At 70.2% G+C, this 15,921-nt stretch carries 14 protein-coding genes; 12 read left to right on the top strand and 2 right to left on the bottom strand.

Annotated elements, in window-relative coordinates; genetic code table 11:
• Nucleotides 1-84: 84 nt before the first annotated feature.
• Nucleotides 85-1,020, bottom strand: a complete 936-nt coding sequence (locus ACQEVY_RS15990; protein ID WP_432948943.1) for a class I SAM-dependent methyltransferase — start codon at nt 1,018-1,020, stop codon at nt 85-87.
• Between the two features lie 326 nt (nt 1,021-1,346).
• On the opposite strand from ACQEVY_RS15990, the gene ACQEVY_RS15985 reads away from it, so the two are divergent.
• Complete coding sequence (locus tag ACQEVY_RS15985; RefSeq protein ID WP_432948941.1) at nt 1,347-2,135, top strand: endonuclease/exonuclease/phosphatase family protein; 789 nt, start codon at nt 1,347-1,349, stop codon at nt 2,133-2,135.
• Between the two features lie 145 nt (nt 2,136-2,280).
• Here the strand turns inward: ACQEVY_RS15985 and ACQEVY_RS15980 are convergent, their stop codons facing one another.
• The gene (locus ACQEVY_RS15980; protein ID WP_432948939.1) at nt 2,281-3,633 is read right to left on the bottom strand and encodes an MFS transporter; all 1,353 of its coding nucleotides are present in this window, start codon (nt 3,631-3,633) and stop codon (nt 2,281-2,283) included.
• A gap of 611 nt (nt 3,634-4,244) precedes the next feature.
• On the opposite strand from ACQEVY_RS15980, the gene ACQEVY_RS15975 reads away from it, so the two are divergent.
• The 11 genes from ACQEVY_RS15975 to ACQEVY_RS15925 all read left to right on the top strand — a co-directional run bounded on the left by ACQEVY_RS15975 (nt 4,245) and on the right by ACQEVY_RS15925 (nt 15,917).
• A complete protein-coding gene (locus ACQEVY_RS15975) occupies nt 4,245-5,117 on the top strand; it encodes a 2-amino-3,7-dideoxy-D-threo-hept-6-ulosonate synthase (protein WP_432948937.1) in 873 nt (290 codons plus the stop codon).
• Entirely contained in the window at nt 5,114-6,352 is a 1,239-nt protein-coding gene (locus ACQEVY_RS15970) for a 3-dehydroquinate synthase II family protein (protein WP_432948935.1), read from the top strand. Before ACQEVY_RS15975 ends, ACQEVY_RS15970 begins: the two co-directional genes overlap by 4 nt.
• Nucleotides 6,352-7,761 carry a class I adenylate-forming enzyme family protein gene (locus tag ACQEVY_RS15965; protein ID WP_432948933.1) on the top strand — a complete coding sequence of 470 codons (1,410 nt, stop codon included), beginning with the start codon at nt 6,352-6,354 and terminating at the stop codon, nt 7,759-7,761. The genes ACQEVY_RS15970 and ACQEVY_RS15965 overlap by 1 nt, the downstream gene beginning before the upstream one ends.
• 239 nt (nt 7,762-8,000) lie before the next feature.
• Nucleotides 8,001-8,276, top strand: a complete 276-nt coding sequence (locus tag ACQEVY_RS15960; RefSeq protein WP_235990185.1) for an acyl carrier protein — start codon at nt 8,001-8,003, stop codon at nt 8,274-8,276.
• On the top strand, nt 8,273-8,584 hold the full coding sequence (locus ACQEVY_RS15955) for an acyl carrier protein (RefSeq protein ID WP_432948931.1): 312 nt from the start codon (nt 8,273-8,275) through the stop codon (nt 8,582-8,584). Before ACQEVY_RS15960 ends, ACQEVY_RS15955 begins: the two co-directional genes overlap by 4 nt.
• Complete coding sequence (locus ACQEVY_RS15950; protein WP_432948929.1) at nt 8,574-9,884, top strand: beta-ketoacyl-[acyl-carrier-protein] synthase family protein; 1,311 nt, start codon at nt 8,574-8,576, stop codon at nt 9,882-9,884. Before ACQEVY_RS15955 ends, ACQEVY_RS15950 begins: the two co-directional genes overlap by 11 nt.
• Nucleotides 9,881-10,696, top strand: a complete 816-nt coding sequence (locus tag ACQEVY_RS15945; RefSeq protein ID WP_432948927.1) for a hypothetical protein — start codon at nt 9,881-9,883, stop codon at nt 10,694-10,696. Before ACQEVY_RS15950 ends, ACQEVY_RS15945 begins: the two co-directional genes overlap by 4 nt.
• Before the next feature lie 18 nt (nt 10,697-10,714).
• Nucleotides 10,715-12,418 carry an AMP-binding protein gene (locus tag ACQEVY_RS15940; RefSeq protein ID WP_432948925.1) on the top strand — a complete coding sequence of 568 codons (1,704 nt, stop codon included), beginning with the start codon at nt 10,715-10,717 and terminating at the stop codon, nt 12,416-12,418.
• A complete protein-coding gene (locus ACQEVY_RS15935; protein ID WP_432948923.1) occupies nt 12,415-12,972 on the top strand; it encodes a hypothetical protein in 558 nt (185 codons plus the stop codon). The genes ACQEVY_RS15940 and ACQEVY_RS15935 overlap by 4 nt, the downstream gene beginning before the upstream one ends.
• 3 nt (nt 12,973-12,975) lie before the next feature.
• The gene (locus ACQEVY_RS15930) at nt 12,976-13,902 is read left to right on the top strand and encodes an NAD-dependent epimerase/dehydratase family protein (RefSeq protein WP_432948921.1); all 927 of its coding nucleotides are present in this window, start codon (nt 12,976-12,978) and stop codon (nt 13,900-13,902) included.
• Nucleotides 13,899-15,917: an FAD/NAD(P)-binding protein gene (locus ACQEVY_RS15925; protein WP_432948919.1), complete on the top strand. Its 2,019-nt coding sequence runs from the start codon at nt 13,899-13,901 to the stop codon at nt 15,915-15,917. The genes ACQEVY_RS15930 and ACQEVY_RS15925 overlap by 4 nt, the downstream gene beginning before the upstream one ends.
• The last annotated feature ends 4 nt before the right edge of the window (nt 15,918-15,921 follow it).

Genomic DNA, 15,921 nt, shown 5'->3' with positions numbered 1-15,921 from the left:
GCGTGCGGGGCCCCGGCCGACGCGTGACCGCCAGCAGCGGCGGCCGGGACCGTGTCCTGCCCGGACGTCACACGGCGACCCTCGTCAGACCGAGGCGGCCCGGCTCTCCGTACTCGCGCGCAGATAGCCCGAGTTCGCCACCTGACCGAGGTAGGTCAGCCGGGTGTCCGTGGCCATGTGCTTGTCGTAGGCCTCTTTGATGCCGGGCCACTTGGGGTGCCCGAAGTCGTCGAGTACGACGATGCCGCCGGGCGCGATGATCTGCTCGGCCCATGCCAGGTCCGCGAGGACGCCGGGGGCGGAGTGGTCGCCGTCGATGATGATCACTCCGTAGGAGCGGTCGGAGAGCAGGGCGCGCACCTCGGGGTCCTCGGAGAAGCCCTGCTGGATGCGGGCCGCGGTTCCGGCCGTGCCCGCCAGCGCCAGATTGGTGCGCACCGCGGGCCCGCGCACGGGTGTGCCCGTCGGGTCGCCTCGCTCGGTGGTGCCAGGCTGGAGCTGCAGGCCGGCGAGCGGGTCGACGATCGTCAGGCTCGGGTCGCGGCCGGCGCGCTCCATCATCCGGATCAGGGCCGCGCCGAACATTCCGTACAAGGTCCCGATCTCCAGGATCTCGTCGTTCGGCGGGTCGAGCAGCGGTACGGCGGCGAGCTTGCCGCAGATGTTCATGGTGCCGCCGGCGATCCGGCCGACTCCGAGCGCCTCCAGGGCGATGAGCAACCGGAACGCCTGGGCGATATTGCGCTCCGCGTCGTCGCTGTCCCCGGTCATCAGCGCCAACTCGTCGATGCCGCGCTTGAGATGGACGTCGGCGGGGAGTCGCGACACTCCGCGCCCTGTGGCGTTGAACAGCAACTCGAGGGGCTCCTGGCGCCGGCGCAGCGCCGCCAGCTCGCGCTGCAGTTCCCCGTCGGGGTCCCTGATGGAGCGGCGGATTCGCCTCTCGATGCGCTGATCGATGAGGTCGGCGATCGGACGCAGGGTGCGCCTGGCGGCCTTGGTGGTGAGAAACCCTCGCATGGCTCTGTATCCCTCACAGATAGAGGAGGAGCACCGCGTACATGTGGGGGAACAGAAGGTGTGCACGCCTTCCCCGTACGACGATGGAGCGGGCGGCACAGTGGGAGCGTTCGAAGGACAGTAGAACGTAAAACGTCCACAGATCAAGCACCGCAAACAACGGCGTTCAGGCCAGGAAGAGCGGCGATGGCCCTCGGGCCACAAGAGGGTTACGGCATCAGGTCGTCAGGGTGGACGGGGACCGGAAGCTCCGTCCTCGTTGGGCAGCCGTAGTCATTCACCGGTCAGGTGACGCAGCGTCAGACCTGAGGCACTAGTCTCGCGGGATGCGCCTAATGACCTGGAACGTCTGGGGTCGGTTCGGGCCGTGGCGCGAGCGGGCTCCGCTCATTCTGGCGACCCTGGAGACGCTGCAAGCCGATGTCGTGTGCCTGCAGGAGACGTGGAGCACTCAAGAGGGAGGCCAGGCCGACGAGTTGGCAACGTCACTTGGTCTTCACGCGGTCTTCGGCCGGAGCCGGATGCCACAGCCCGAATCAGGTGACTCCGAGCATGTCCGGTTTGGCCTGGCGGTGCTCGGGCGGTGGCCCGTCCTCAGGCACCGGCTGCACCTCTTGCCCGACGGGCCCGACGGCAGCCCACCGGAACTCGGTGAACCCTCGGCCGCACTCGTGGTCACCTTCGACCACCCGGCCGGCCCGCTGCACGTCGTGACCGCCTGCCCCGACTGGCAGGCCGAACGTGAGAGTGCCCGGCTCGCCCAGAACCGCGCCCTGGCCGCACTCCTCACCGACCCGGCGCTCGACGGACCGCTGCCGGTCATTCTTGCCGCCGACCTCAACTCGCGGCCCGACACACCGGAGTTCCAGCCCCTGGCCCAGGCTCTCGTCGATGCCTGGGCCACCACACATCCCGGTGAGCCGGGTTACACCTTCACCACTGACAACCCGTTCGTCGGCCCCGACGAGTGGCTGGCCGATGGGCGGATCGATCACGTCCTTGCCCGCTCCGGAACCCCCGGCCATCCCCTCGCCTTCCGGGCCACGGCGCTGGCCGGCACCGGCGATCCGGCCCCGTCAGATCACTACGCCGTGGTAGCCGATCTCGACGGGTGACTACGGCGTGCCCGCGTGAACCGCACCGCGCACCGCGCGCCGCGCACGACGAACTGGCGCTGCAGCACGGCGAGTTGGTGCCACAGGGTCAGGACATCGTCGGCGCTGGATCCAGCCGTAGACGGCAGGCATACGACCCGACCCGTCAGGAATCGAATGCGTCCTCCCGAGTCTCAGGCAGGGCCAGCAGGCACACGAGGCTCAGCAGGCAGAGGCCGCCGGTGTAGAAGCCGAGCACCAGCGGGGAGTCCCACTGGCTGTTCAGCCAGGTGGCGATACTGGGGGCGAAGCCGCCGCCGAGGGTGTTGGCGAGGATGAAGGTGGCGGAGGCTCCGGTGTAGCGCAGGCGGGCGGGGAAGAGTTCGGCGAGGAAGGCCGCCATGGGGGAGAACATCAGGGCCAGCAGCATGAGGCCGATGGCGTACGCGCCGGTGATCAGCAGGGCGTTTCGTGAGCTCAGCGAGGCGTACATCGGGACGGCCCACAGCACGCTGCCGATGGCTCCCGTCAGCATGACGGGGCGGCGGCCTATCCGGTCGGCCAGTCTGGCAGCCGGGAGGGTGAGGGCGATTCCGGCTGCCGCGCCGATGCTCGCTGCGGTCAGCATGGTGTTCCGGGAGATGCCGAGTGCCTGAGGTGCGTACGACAGGCTGTAGACGATCGTCAGGTAGTAGACGGCCGAGCCGCCGATCGCCGCGCCGGTGCCGAGCAGGAGCCGACCGGGGTGCTGCTTGATGAGTGTGCCGAGCGGGAAGCGGGACACGGGTGCGGATGCCGTAGGGCCGGCCGCCGAGCTGAACACAGGTGACTCGGAGACCCTCGACCGGACCCACAGGCCGATCCCGAAGAGCACGACGCTGAGCAGGAACGGGATTCGCCAGGCGCCGTCCGCGAAGCCGTCCTGGCCCGCGATGTTGAGGGTGGGCAGGATGACGGCGGTGGAGAGGAGGAAGCCGAGCGAGGGGCCGACGTTCGGGATGGCCGCGTACAGCGCGCGGCGTCCGGGTGGCGCGTGCTCCGCGGCGAGCAGTACCGCACCGCCCCACTCGCCGCCCATGCTCACGCCCTGGAGCAGACGGAGCGTCACCAGCAGTACGGGAGCGAGGAGTCCGGCGGACTCGTACGTCGGGAGGAGTCCGACGCCGACCGTCGCCACTCCCATCAGCAGCAGCGAGAGGACCAGGGCCCGTCGGCGGCCCAGCCGGTCACCGATCGTGCCGAACAGTACGACGCCGAGGGGGCGGGAGAGGAAGGCCGCGGCGAACGTGAGGAACGCGGCCAGGGAGGAAGCGGTGGGGTTGTCGGAGGGGAAGAAGGCGGGTCCGAGGACGAGCGCTGCGGCGGTGCCGTACACGGCGAAGTCGTAGTACTCGATCGTGGTGCCGATCAGGCTCGCGACGGCGACCCGCGGCGCCTCGCCCTTCGCTGCCGCCGATGGTGCCGCGGCGGGTCTGGAGCCAGCGGACTCGGGAACGGTCTTCGACGTTGAATCGGGCATGGGGGGTTCACTTCCGGTACGCCCGGAGCGAGCGAACGGTCCGGGTTCCAGGGGGACGGCCTCGCATGCAACACGAACCAGAGTGCGCCTGTCACCCTAATCCGCGGAATTCAATTTCAACAAGGATGACGCCACGTCCGATTTACCGAACAGGGCCGCCGGGGTCTACGCGGGATGCACGGAAGAATAAGCGTCCATTGACTCGTGGCTGACACGTGGCATCAACAGATAAGGCCTCGATAGGTTGCGAGCAGAGTAGAGCGCGATAGGGCGCAGTGCGCATACGGCGCGCTGCGCCCACCTTCTGGGCATTTAGCGCACAAACCGCTACGAACACCACACCTCGGCGCCGTCAACCCCCTCATTCCTGTCAATTCACTGTCAATATTCTTGCGGCATGTGGCATAGAAATTCGTCGACGGTCACATCTTGCCAACCGGCGATCACCCGTGAATGCTTACGCGGGACCAAACTTGAAAGTTCTACGACCATCGTTTTTCGGACACCGGGGCCTCAAACGGGATGATGCTGTTCGACATTCCGAAGTGTTCAATCCAAGCCGCTGCCGGACCTTTTCCATGCAGCCTTTGGGCTGGGAAGGTGCATTATTCATGCTGAAAGCTGGCAAGCCATTGCGTCTGCGCAGACTGTCGCTGGCGGGTGATAGCCGGTACCTGTTCGTCCCGCTCGACCACAGCGTGTCGGACGGCCCGCTCGTACCCGCCGGCCAATGGGACGATCTGTTGCGGGCGCTGGTCGGCGGAGGGGCCGACGGGATCATCGTCCACAAGGGGCGGGCCCGGGCCCTCGCACCGGAGATCCTCAAGAGCTGCGCGCTCGTGGTGCACCTGAGCGCCAGTACCGCCTGCGCGGCCGATGTCGATGCCAAGGTGCTGGTCGGCGACGTCGAGGAGGCGCTGCGGCTCGGCGCGGACGCGGTCAGCGTCCATGTGAACATCGGCTCGGACACCGAGAGCCAGCAGCTCGCGGACCTCGGGGCGGTGGCCCGCTCCTGCGATAACTGGGGCATGCCGCTGATCGCGATGATCTACCCCCGGGGTCCCCGGATCGACAACCCGCGTGATCCCGCGCTCCTCGCCCATCTGGTCAACGTCGCCGCGGACTTGGGTGCCGACATGGTGAAAACCTCGGTCGCCCTGCCGCTCGACCGGATGGCCGAGGTGGTGGCCCACAGCCCCATCCCCGTCCTGGCGGCCGGAGGGCCCCCGGACGGCTCCGACCTCATCGAGTACGGCAAGGCGGTGATGGCCTCCGGCTGTCAGGGGCTGGCCGTCGGCCGCCGGATCTTTTCGACCCCCTCGCCCGCTTCTTTGGTGGCCGGGCTCGCGGCGGTCGTGCACGGCCGTGGCGGTGACGGCAGCACGCCGGGTGACAACGGGCAGGCGACGCGTCCACCAGACGGAACGACAAACGATGGCAGAGGCATGACTCACTATTCGACGATCGTGGCAGGTGTCGCATGAGGTTCGCGTGGATCGATCTCCGTGAAGTTCCACAGCCGCAGCTCCAAGCGGTGGTGGACGCGGCCGTCCACACCCGGATGGCCGGAGTCCTGGCCACCGATGCTGAACTGCTCGGGACGCTGCCTCCGACCATCACCCGGGTGCTGGTCTCCGCGGGTCCGGCTGCGGCCGGCGCGAAGAAGCCGAGTGACAAGAGCACCGGGGGCTCGAAGGATGCCAAGGGCGCCGACGGCGCCAAGGAGGCGAAGTCCTCGGCCGCCGACGCTTCCTCGGCTCCGGCCTCCTCCCCGGCCGCAGCCGGAATCGACGTACTGTTGCGGCAGTTCGGTACCCAGGAAGAGCTGGACGCGGTCGCGGCGGAGCACCGTGCCAGTGGCGCCGAGGGTGCGACCGTCGCCGGCTTCGTCGATGTACGGGACGACCGCACCCTGCAGCTCTCCTGCGCGGGTGCCATGGCGTTGCCGTACACCGTCATCCACTTCGCCGATCCGACCAAGATCCCGCTGGAGATCGTGCTCGCGGCGGCCGAGCCCGCCGAGGGCAAGCTGGTGACCGTCGTCGACGACCTGGAGGAAGCCGGGATCGTCTTCGACGTTCTTGAGCGTGGTTCGGACGGCGTTCTCTTCTCGCCTCGTAGCGCCGATGAAGTGTTCGCGCTGGCGCGGCTGCTGGAGGCCACCACACCCCAACTGGAGCTGTCCACGCTGACCGTGGAGAGCATCCGGCACGTCGGGCTCGGCGACCGGGTCTGCGTGGACACCTGCTCGCACTTCGATGAGGACGAGGGCATCCTCGTCGGCTCGTACTCCTCGGGGTTCGTGCTCTGCTGCAGCGAGACGCATCCGCTGCCGTACATGCCGACCAGGCCGTTCCGGGTCAACGCCGGTGCCCTGCACTCGTACACGCTGGGGCCCGACAACCGCACCAGCTATCTGAGCGAGGTCGGCTCCGGGATGGCGCTGCTGGCGGTCGGCGCCGACGGGCGGACGCGGCGGGTCGTGGTCGGCCGGGCCAAGCTCGAGTCCCGGCCGCTGCTCGAGATCCGTACCCATGCCGAGAACGGGCAACTGGTCAGCCTGACGGTGCAGGACGACTGGCATGTACGGGTGCTCGGCCCGGGCGGGAAGGTCCTCAACGTCACCGAGCTGCAGACCGGTGACGAGCTTCTCGGCTATCTGGCCCGGGACCAGCGCCATGTGGGCCTGCCCATCGGCGAGTTCTGCAAGGAGGTCTGATGGGCGCGCTCGTGGACCTCGTGGATGACGTGGACGACGAGATGGGCCCTTTCATCCAGCGGCTGTTCGACGCGCGGGACGACGGGCTGCCGTATCTGACGCATCAGCAGGAGACCGTCACCCGGGCCGAGTTGCGGGAACGGGTCGGCAAGCAGGCCGCCGTGTTCTCCGGATACGGCATCGGACCGGGCAGCACCGTGGGCCTGCGGACACCGCCCAGCTTCACCCAGGTCGAGGTGCTGCTCGCGTTGTGGCGGCTGGGTGCCCAGGTGCTGCTCTTCGACTTCCGGCTGAAACCGGCTGAGGTGGAGGCGCTCTGCGCGACCTGCCGGCCGCAGTTCATGGTCAGCGCCGGTGTCAACGTCCGGGCTACGTTCGGTTTCCGGCCCGACTACGAGGTCGTCACCGAGTGCTACGGCACCGGCCTGGCCGCCACCACCGGGCACCGGCTGGTGCAGTTCAGCTCGGGCTCCACCGGGCGGCCGAAGGTGATCGGCAGGACCGCGCGTTCGCTCGCCGCCGAGGTGGAACGGTTCGCCGCGATTCCCGGGATGCCGGGGGAGGGCGACCGGCTGCTGCTGCTCAGTTCGACCGCGCACAGCTTCGGTCTGATCGCCGGGCTGCTGCACTCGCTGGTGGCCGGGGTGTCCGTGGTGTTCGCGCCCAGGGTCTCGGCGCGCGACATCCTGCGCACGGCGGTGGACCACCGGATCACCGCCCTGTTCGGGGTGCCGATGCACTACGAACTGCTCGCAGCCGCCATCGATCCTCCCGAACTGCCGGAGCTACGGGTCGCGGTGTCGGGCGGCGAGTTGATGCCTCCGGCGGTTGCGGCACGGTTCGCCGAACGGTACGGGGTGGCTGTCGGCGAGTCTTACGGGACCACCGAGACCGGAGTGGTCGCCATGGACGTCGGCGGTACGTTGCGGCCGTCGGTCGGGCGAGCCGCGCCGGGGGTGGTGGTGCGGGAGCACAAGGGCGAGCTGGATGTCGCCCTTGAGGAGTCGCCGTACCTCTTCGACTCGGGCGGCAGCCAGTACGAGGACGGGTGGCTGCACACTCGGGACCGGGCCACGGTGGACGGCACCGGGGCGGTTCGGGTGCACGGGCGTGCGGACTCCCTCGTCGTGATCGGGGGGCTCAAGGTGGACCTCACCGAGGTCGAGAACGTGCTGCGTGACCATCCGGCGGTTGAGCAGGCGGTTCTGGTCCATGAGGACATGACCGAGGCGTTCGTTGCTGTGGCCGCGGGTCATGAGCCTCCCTCCGGGGAGGAGTTGCTGCGGTGGTGCCGGGAGCGGGTGGCGGACTACAAGCTGCCGCGGGTGGTGCGGGTTCTGGAGGCTTTGCCTCGTACGTCCAACGGGAAGCTGGTGCGCAACGCCGCAGCGCTGCGCTCCGCTGGGTGAGTTGGGGGTGTTGCGGTTGTTTGGTGTCCGCGGGCCCGTCGTGGCTGGTCGCGCAGTTCCCCGCGCCCCTACGGGGCACGTCCGTTGACGTCCGCATGAAGGGGCGCGCCCACGCGGCGGAGCCGCAAATGTCACGGCCCCGCGCCCCTAAAGGGCGCGCCCCCTGGCGCCCGCTTGAAGAGCTCACCCTTCGGGGCGCTCAACTCACTTACCTGAACCGTTCAATGGAGATTCTGATCATGAGTACCTCAACCTTGGAAGACGAGATCCGCGAGTTCGTTCTGACCTCTGTCATCGACGAGATGAACATCCTGACGAGCCGCGACGGCATCACCGACGAGAGTCCGGTGACCGTCGGTGGGCTGGATGTGGACTCGTTGAGTCTTATCGAGCTCACGCTGCGGCTGGAGTCGCGGTTCGGGGTGGAGATACCGGACACCGATATCGAATCCCTGGCCTCACTGACCCTCGGTGGACTTGTCGCCGAGGTCGTCCGGCGCGGTGCGAAGGCATGAGCGCGGGGGCCACGGCGAACGACGCGGACTCCTCGGTGTCCGCCATCACCATCGACACCGTCCGGGAGCTGTTGTCGGACCGCAAGATCTTCCCCGGGCTGCCCGACGACCTCGGCGAGGATGCCGAACTGGTCCTGGATTCCCTCGGGTTGGTGTGGCTGCTGCATGTGGTCGAGGAGCGCTACGGCCTGGTCGTGGAGCCCACCGACGAGGACATCGCCGGGCTGACCTCGCTCCGGCGGCTCACCGAGTTTCTGCGCGCCGCCCAGACGGACGGGGCGGAGGGAGGCGGCCGCGATGAGCGCTGAGGTAACGGTGACCGGATTCGGCGTCCGCACCGCGTTCGGTACGGGCGCCGAGGCCCTCCGGCGTGGGGTCTTCGCGGGCGTCCCCTCGTTCACGCCCACCACGAGGTTCGACACCGGCCCGTACCGTACGCCGATGGCGGCCGCCGCCCCGGACGGACCCGACGCGGTCGAGGACTGGGCGCTGCGGCACGCACTCGCCCAGTGCGGCGCGGAAGCCCTCGACATGGCCGGCCTGCGCCCGGGCACGGAGGCCGCGGTCCTGCTCGGCGTCGCCGGGGACCACACCAGCGTCACCCGCTACTGGCGAGCCGCCGCCGAGTCCTCGTCCCCAACGCCCTTGCCGGACGGGGAGGGTGAGCCGAAGGGTCCGGGCGGTGCGGACGGCCCGGAAGCCCCGGGCAGTGCGGACGGCTCGAATGGCCCAGACGTTGCGGACGGCTCGTACGGCGAGAACGGCACGTACGGCACAACGGCCCGGTACGCCGACGCCGTCCCCGCCCACCTCGCCGAGTTGCTGGCCGGAGGCCTCCACCTCACTGGCCCCCGCCTCACCTTCACCAACGCCTGTGTCGCCTCCGCCGCCGCGATCATCCACGCGTGCCGGCTGATCTCCTCCGGCCGGATCGATACGGCGGTCTGTGCGGGCGGATATCTGGTGGAGGAGGAGACCTTCGGCAAGTTCGACTCCGGTCGGGCGTTGTCGCGTGATGGCATGGTGCGCCCGTTCAGCGCCGACCGCACCGGCCTGCTGCTGGGCGACGGCGTGGCGGCCGTCGTGCTGGAGTCCGCCGAGCACGCCCGGCGGCGCGGTGCCCGGCCGCTGACGACCATCGCGGGCTGGGGCGCGGCCACCGACGCCCACCACATCGCCCAGCCGCACCCGGAGGGAGCCGGTCTGGCCCGCGCGGCGCGGCAGGCGTTGCGGCTCGCCGGCGACCCGGACGGCGCGACCCTCGGCTATGTCAACGCCCATGGCACCGGCACCAAGTACAACGACGGTGCCGAGACCCGAGGACTGCGGGCCGCCTTCCCGGAGCGTGTCGAGTCGATTCCGGTCAGCTCCACCAAGAGCACCACCGGCCACCTCCTGGAGGCGGCGGGCGTCGTGGAGTTCGTGATCACGATGCTGGCGCTGATGGACGGCGTATTGCCGCCGACGGCCGGATACGGCCGCCCGGACCCGGAGTGCGACCTGGACTACGTACCGAACCAGCCGCGCCAGGCCGACCTGCGCCGGGCCCTCAACATCAACGCCGCCTTCGGGGGCGCCAACACCGCACTCGTGCTGGAGCGGCCATGACGACCGAGAAGACGGTACTCCGCTCGCCCCTCGGCATCCTCGCGACCGCCACCGCCACCCATGGCACCGGTCGGTCCGAGCCCGACGAGGCCACCGGGGCCGATGCGGACATCCCGCTGCCGCGACTCCCCGGCTTCGTGGAGTCGGCCTTCAGCCCGCTGGCCTTCGACGTCAGCAGGCAGTGCCTCACCGAACGGCCCGGCGACGGCGCCCGTACGGCCGTGGTGCTGGCCACCTTGATGGGGGACACGACCACCGCGGACCTGGCCAGCCAGCGCATGGTGTCGGGGCGGGTCCACAACCCGCTGCTGTTCATGCAGGCCACCGCCAATGCCGTACTGGGCTATACGAGCCAGGAGTTCGGGATCACGGGGCAGACGTTCAGCCTCTCCACCCTCGACGACCCGGTGGCCGAACTGCTGGCCATGGCCGATCTGCTGCTGGAGGACCCGGAGTTGGACCGGGTCCTGGTGCTGGGCGTGGAGCTGGGCGGCAGCGAGCGTCTGGCCGCCATGTATCAGGAACTAGTCGCCGACAGCGGCCGCCCGGCCCCCGTCCCGGACCTGCCCGCGACCGCCGGCCTGGCGGCGGCGGTGCTGCTGGGCCGTCCCGGAGGCGAGGCACCGGTGTCGGTCCGGTCGGCCGAGGCGTACGACGCCGGCGGCACAGGGGCGGGCGCGCATCCCGGGAGCATCCAGGGCCTGTTCGACCTGGTCGCCGCCCACCGGCGACTGCTGCGGGACGGCGGCAGCCACCTCCTGGTGACCGAGCCCCGGTCGCCCGCATTCATCCTCACCGCCGCCACCGAGTAGGGAACGAGACGGAGAACCATGCTCATCAGTAGGCAGGAGCGGGCACGGATCTGCTCCGACACCGAACTCGGCGCCGGCAATGTGCTGCACCGTCTGAAGGCGTACGACCGCCCGCTCGACGAGCCCGTGCTGCGGACGGACGGCAGCTGGCAGGCACCGGACGGCAGCCGTCCCGACGTATTGACCCTGCGTCAGCTCTGCGAGGCCGTCGAGACGTACGCCGGCTGGTACGCCGCCCATGGCGTACGGCCCCGCGACCCGGTCGCCGTGCACTCCCACTCCAGTGCCGAGAACGCCGTGAACTACCTGGCTCTGACGTCCCTCGGTGCGATCCCGTCGCTCGTCAACGGCAACCTGCGCCCCGAGATCGCCCGCGAGTACGTGCGCCGTCAGGGTGCGGTGGGCGCGTTCACGGACGCCGAGCACCACTCCGTGCTGTCGGGCCCGGAGACGGGGCTCGGCTTCTGCGTGACCGCCGACGGGATCGGGCCGGAGTTCCGCGAGCGGCTGCCGATGTCGTACCCGTACCGGCACGACCCCACCGACCCGGTGATCATCTCGCACTCCTCCGGGACCACCGGCATGCCCAAGGGCGTGCCGCACAGCCACCGGACGCTGATGTACTCGCAGGTGCACCGGCTGCGCTACTCCACCGGAGCCGACATGGCGCGCACCCTGGTGGCGCTGCCGGGACCGCACAACGCCTCCATCGCGACCCTGCTGTACTGCCTGCTGCTGCGTGCGGACATCAAGCTGCTCTCCAGCCAGCGCGGCACCGAAGTGCTCGACGCCATCGAGGAGTTCCGGCCGAGCACGGTCCTGGCCTTCGCCGGAACCTTCGGTGAGATGGCCGGGGAGGACCTGGCGGCCCGTGATCTGTCGAGCGTCGAGGTGTGGTTCAACACTGGCGATGCGGCGCACGAGTCGCATATCCGGGCCCTGGTGCGGCACGGCGTTCGCGAGGAGATCAGCAGGGACGGCGGGGTTCTGCGCCGCAGTCGGGTCGAGGGTTCCGTCTTCATCGACGGGCTCGGCTCCTCCGAGGTCGGCCACTCGCTCTTCCACAACCGGCACACCAAGGACACCTCCGCGTACTCGCGCTGCATCGGCAAGCCGTTCAGCTTCGCCGAGGCCGCCGTACTCGCCGAGGACGGCACCCCGCTGCCGCCCGGGGAGATCGGCCGCCTCGGCCTGAAGTCGCCGACGATCACGCCCGGTTACTGGAACGACTCACTGACCTGGAACCGGATGCGGCTGGGCGGCTACTGGCTGCCCGGCGACCTCGCCTACCAGGACGAGGAGGGCAACTTCTACCACCTGGACAGGGCGACCGACGCCATCCGGACCCGCGCCGGAATCCTGTTCAGCACCCGCACCGAGGAGTTGCTGCTGCGGGAGCTGCCCGAACTGGCCGACTGCACCGTCGTCGGGGTCGCCCCCGAGGGCGTACGGGCGGACTGGGACGGCGACGGAGAGGCCGAGGCGTACGCGCTGCTCCAGCTCACGCACGACAACGCCAATGACGACGACCCCAGCGGCAATGACCGCGACGAGGCGTGGACCGAGCGCGTCAACGCGGTCCTGTCGGCCGCCGGCTTCCCCCCGGTGACCCGGGCTGTGCCGATGAAGCCCGAGGACGTGGCCAAGGGTGCCACCGGCAAGGTCCTCAAACGCGTGATGCGCGACCGCTTCGCCGCCAAGGAACTCACGGAGCACGCATGAGTACGGGGTCGGATGCCGGCGAAGTCAACCACCGCGCCCGGGCATCGGAGGCGTACCGGCTGTGGTGGCAGCACGACGCCAACTGGTATCAGGGCGTGGCCGAGCGGTTCGGGCAGCAGGCCGCGAACGAGATCAACGCCGAGGCGATGCGCAAGGTCGCCCTCAAGGTCGCCCAGCAGGTCGCACGCCGGAGCGGCCCGCTGTCCGGCACCGGTGACAGCGGCAAGGACCTGGAGGAACTGCGCCGCCGCTACGACGACTGCGGGGACCGCATGTTCCCGCCGGAACTACGCAACGCCTCCACCGAGGTGGAGGGCGACGACCTGATCGTGCTCACCCTGCGGCGGAACTTCGCCATCACCATGGTGCGGATGTCAGGTTCGCTGGAGGGCTACCAGTGCCCGTGCACCGACATCCACGCGGGCTGGTCCGAGGGACTCGGCGTGACCCTGACGGAGAACCGCGCCGAGAGCTGTCTGCGGGACGGGGACAAGGCGTGCCGCCTGCTGATGCGGGTCGCCACCCCTGTCGTCCCGCCCGTTACGGAGGATTGAGCAGTGCGTGTACTTGTCACCGGGGCCACCGGTGTGATCGGACATCCGCTGGTGGGCGCGTTGCGGGCGCGGGGCCATGAGGTGAGTGCGCTGGTGCGTCAGGGGTCCCGGGCACGGGCCCCGGAGGCGGACCAGGTCGTGGTCGCCGACGCCCTCGACCGCGAGGCCGTGTTGTCGGCGGTGTCGGACGCGCGGCCCGAGGTGGTCGTCCATCAGATGACGGCGTTGCGGTCGATGTACGACGACCCGCCGGGGGCCTTCGCACAGACCGGACGGCTGCGCACCGAGGGCACCGCGCACCTCGTCGAGGCGGCGCGGGCGGCCGGTGCGCGGCGGTTGGTCGCGCAGTCCATCGCCTTCGCCGCGGCCCCGGCTTCGGTTCCGGTCGTCGACGAGGATGTGCCGCTGTATGTGGACGCCCCCGACCCCGGCTGGGCATCCACCGTCCAAGCCGTCGCCGAGTTGGAGCGGCTGGTCCTGGGCAGTGGCCCGGACCTCGCGGGTGTCGTGCTGCGGTACGGCTCGCTGTACGGGCCCCGGACCGCGTACGCACGGAACGGCGGGACCGCGCAGGCGGTGCTGGCCGGGCGGTTCCCGTTGCCCGGGGACGGCGCCGGGATCATGTCGTTCCTGCATGTGGAGGACGCCGTGGCGGCGACGGTGGCGGCCATCGAGTCGGATGCCACCGGGGTGTTCCATGTGACGGACGACGACCCGGCCCCGGCCGCGCAATGGCTCCCGCACTACGCCCGCACGCTGGCCGGCCCGTCCCCTCGTACGATCCCGGCGGAACTCGCACCCCGGATGCTCGGCTGGTACATGACCCATCAACTCACCGCGGCGCACGGCGCGTCCAACGACCGGGCCCGTACGACGCTGGGCTGGAAGCCGCAGCGGCCCAGCTGGCGCGACGGGCTGGGCGGGGAATGACCGAGCCGGCACAGAGTGAGCCGGCACAGAGCGGGCCCGGTGACGCCCTCGTCATCTGTGTGATCGGTGCCGGTCCACGCGGGCTCTCGGTCCTGGAGCGGATCTGCGCCAACGCCGACGGCACCGCCAGGGCCACCCGTCCGGTCGTGGTCCACCTCGTCGACCCGTACCCGCCCGGCGCGGGCGCGGTATGGCGTACCGACCAGCCGGGCGAGCTGCTGATGAACACGGTCGCCTCCCAGGTGACCCTGTTCACCGATGACAGCGTGGACTGCGTGGGGCCGTCGGTGCCGGGGCCCAGCCTGTACGAGTGGGCGCGCATGGTCAGCCAGGGAGCGTTCGCCGAGGGCTGCCAGGACCGGGTCCTGGACGAGGCGCGGCGGCTCGGCCCGGACACCTACCCGACCCGGGCATTCCACGGCCACTACCTGAAGTGGGTGTTACGACACCTTCTGCGCACCGCAGCTCCCCGAGTGACGGTCCACACGCACCGGGCGACCGCGGTCGCGCTGGACGACGCCCCGGACGGGCGGCAGACGGTGACACTGGAGGACGGCGGCCTGCTGTCCGGGATGGACGCGGTGGTCCTGGCGCTCGGCCACGGGGAGCTGGCCCCGAGCCGGGAGGAACGGGAGCTGCGCTCCTTCGCCGACCGGCACGGCCTGCTCTATGTGGGTCCCGCCAACCCGGCCGACGCCGATCTGAGCGGCATCCCGCCGGGCACACGGGTGGCGCTGCGCGGCCTTGGGCTGAACTTCTTCGACCAACTGGCGCTGCTCACCGAGGGCCGCGGCGGCACGTTCAAGGAGAGCCAGTCCGGACTCGTGTACCTCCCGAGCGGCAACGAGCCGATCCTGTACGCCGGTTCGCGGCGCGGTGTGCCGTACCACGCCCGGGGCGAGAACGAGAAGGGCGCACTCGGCCGCCACCACCCCCGGTTCCTCACCCCGGAGGTCATCGCCGGGCTGCGGCGGACGGCGGACGGCGGGCAGCCCGTCACTTTTCGCCGTGACATCTGGCCGCTGATCGACCGGGAGGTCCGCACCGTCTACCACGAGGCGTGGATCCTGGCCGCCCACGGGCCCGGGGCCGCCGACGAGTTCGTACGATCCTGTCTTGCCGGAGCCAGTCTTGCGGGGGCCAGTCTTGCCGGGGCCGGGGAAGCGGCCCTGCTCGACCGGTACGCGGTGCCGCCCGGTGAGCGGTGGGACTGGCAGCGGATCGAGCGTCCGTACGGCGAGCGGACCTTCGCCGGCCGGGACGACTTCCGGCACTGGCTGCTGGACCACCTGCGGCGGGATGTCGCCGAGGCCCGGCTGGGCAATGTGAGCGGGCCGCTGAAGGCCGCGCTGGACGCCCTGCGGGATCTGCGCAACGAGATCCGGCTGGTGGTCGACCACGGCGGTGTCTCCGGTGAGTCGTACCGTGCCGAACTGGACGGCTGGTACACGCCGTTGAACGCGTTCACCTCGATCGGTCCGCCGGCCTTCCGGATCGAGCAGCTGATCGCGCTGATCGAGGCCGAGGTGCTGCACATGGTCGGTCCGCGGATGCGGGTACGGCCCTCGGCACGCGAAGGCGGTTTCCTCGTGGACGCGGAGCTGGTGTCCGCTCCTCCGGTGCTGGTGAGTGCACTGGTCGAGGCGCGGTTGCCCGTTGTCGATCTGCGGCGGAGCACGAATCCGCTGCTGCGGGGGCTGCTGACGGCCGGCCAGTGCGGCCCGTACCGGCTGACCGGCTGGGAGACGGGTGGACTCGCGGTGACAGGGAGCCCGCCCCGACTCGTGGACGCGGTGGGCCGGGCGCATCCGCGCCGGTTCGCCTTCGGGGTGCCGACGGAGGGCGTGCGCTGGGTGACGGCGGTCGGCATCAGGCCGGGCGTCGGCTCGGTGACGCTGGAGGACTCGGACGCGATCGCGCGGGCGGCTCTGCGGATGACGGGGAACGAAGTGGCGTCGCCCGCCAGTACTTTGACCGTACGTCAGACAACAGGCGCAGGGGGCCGAAGAGCGTGAACGG

The organism is Streptomyces sp. CA-288835 (assembly GCF_050936385.1).
Classification (GTDB): domain Bacteria; phylum Actinomycetota; class Actinomycetes; order Streptomycetales; family Streptomycetaceae; genus Streptomyces.
This window is presented reverse-complemented; position numbering and strand designations above follow the sequence as displayed.

What these genes read in the sequence shown, in the direction of transcription:
- ACQEVY_RS15990 (WP_432948943.1), bottom strand. Translation starts at nt 1,020, where the DNA reads ATGCGAGGGTTTCTCACCACCAAGGCCGCCAGGCGCACCCTGCGTCCG.
- ACQEVY_RS15985 (WP_432948941.1), top strand. Translation starts at nt 1,347, where the DNA reads ATGCGCCTAATGACCTGGAACGTCTGGGGTCGGTTCGGGCCGTGGCGC.
- ACQEVY_RS15980 (WP_432948939.1), bottom strand. Translation starts at nt 3,633, where the DNA reads ATGCCCGATTCAACGTCGAAGACCGTTCCCGAGTCCGCTGGCTCCAGA.
- ACQEVY_RS15975 (WP_432948937.1), top strand. Translation starts at nt 4,245, where the DNA reads ATGCTGAAAGCTGGCAAGCCATTGCGTCTGCGCAGACTGTCGCTGGCG.
- ACQEVY_RS15970 (WP_432948935.1), top strand. Translation starts at nt 5,114, where the DNA reads ATGAGGTTCGCGTGGATCGATCTCCGTGAAGTTCCACAGCCGCAGCTC.
- ACQEVY_RS15965 (WP_432948933.1), top strand. Translation starts at nt 6,352, where the DNA reads ATGGGCGCGCTCGTGGACCTCGTGGATGACGTGGACGACGAGATGGGC.
- ACQEVY_RS15960 (WP_235990185.1), top strand. Translation starts at nt 8,001, where the DNA reads ATGAGTACCTCAACCTTGGAAGACGAGATCCGCGAGTTCGTTCTGACC.
- ACQEVY_RS15955 (WP_432948931.1), top strand. Translation starts at nt 8,273, where the DNA reads ATGAGCGCGGGGGCCACGGCGAACGACGCGGACTCCTCGGTGTCCGCC.
- ACQEVY_RS15950 (WP_432948929.1), top strand. Translation starts at nt 8,574, where the DNA reads ATGAGCGCTGAGGTAACGGTGACCGGATTCGGCGTCCGCACCGCGTTC.
- ACQEVY_RS15945 (WP_432948927.1), top strand. Translation starts at nt 9,881, where the DNA reads ATGACGACCGAGAAGACGGTACTCCGCTCGCCCCTCGGCATCCTCGCG.
- ACQEVY_RS15940 (WP_432948925.1), top strand. Translation starts at nt 10,715, where the DNA reads ATGCTCATCAGTAGGCAGGAGCGGGCACGGATCTGCTCCGACACCGAA.
- ACQEVY_RS15935 (WP_432948923.1), top strand. Translation starts at nt 12,415, where the DNA reads ATGAGTACGGGGTCGGATGCCGGCGAAGTCAACCACCGCGCCCGGGCA.
- ACQEVY_RS15925 (WP_432948919.1), top strand. Translation starts at nt 13,899, where the DNA reads ATGACCGAGCCGGCACAGAGTGAGCCGGCACAGAGCGGGCCCGGTGAC.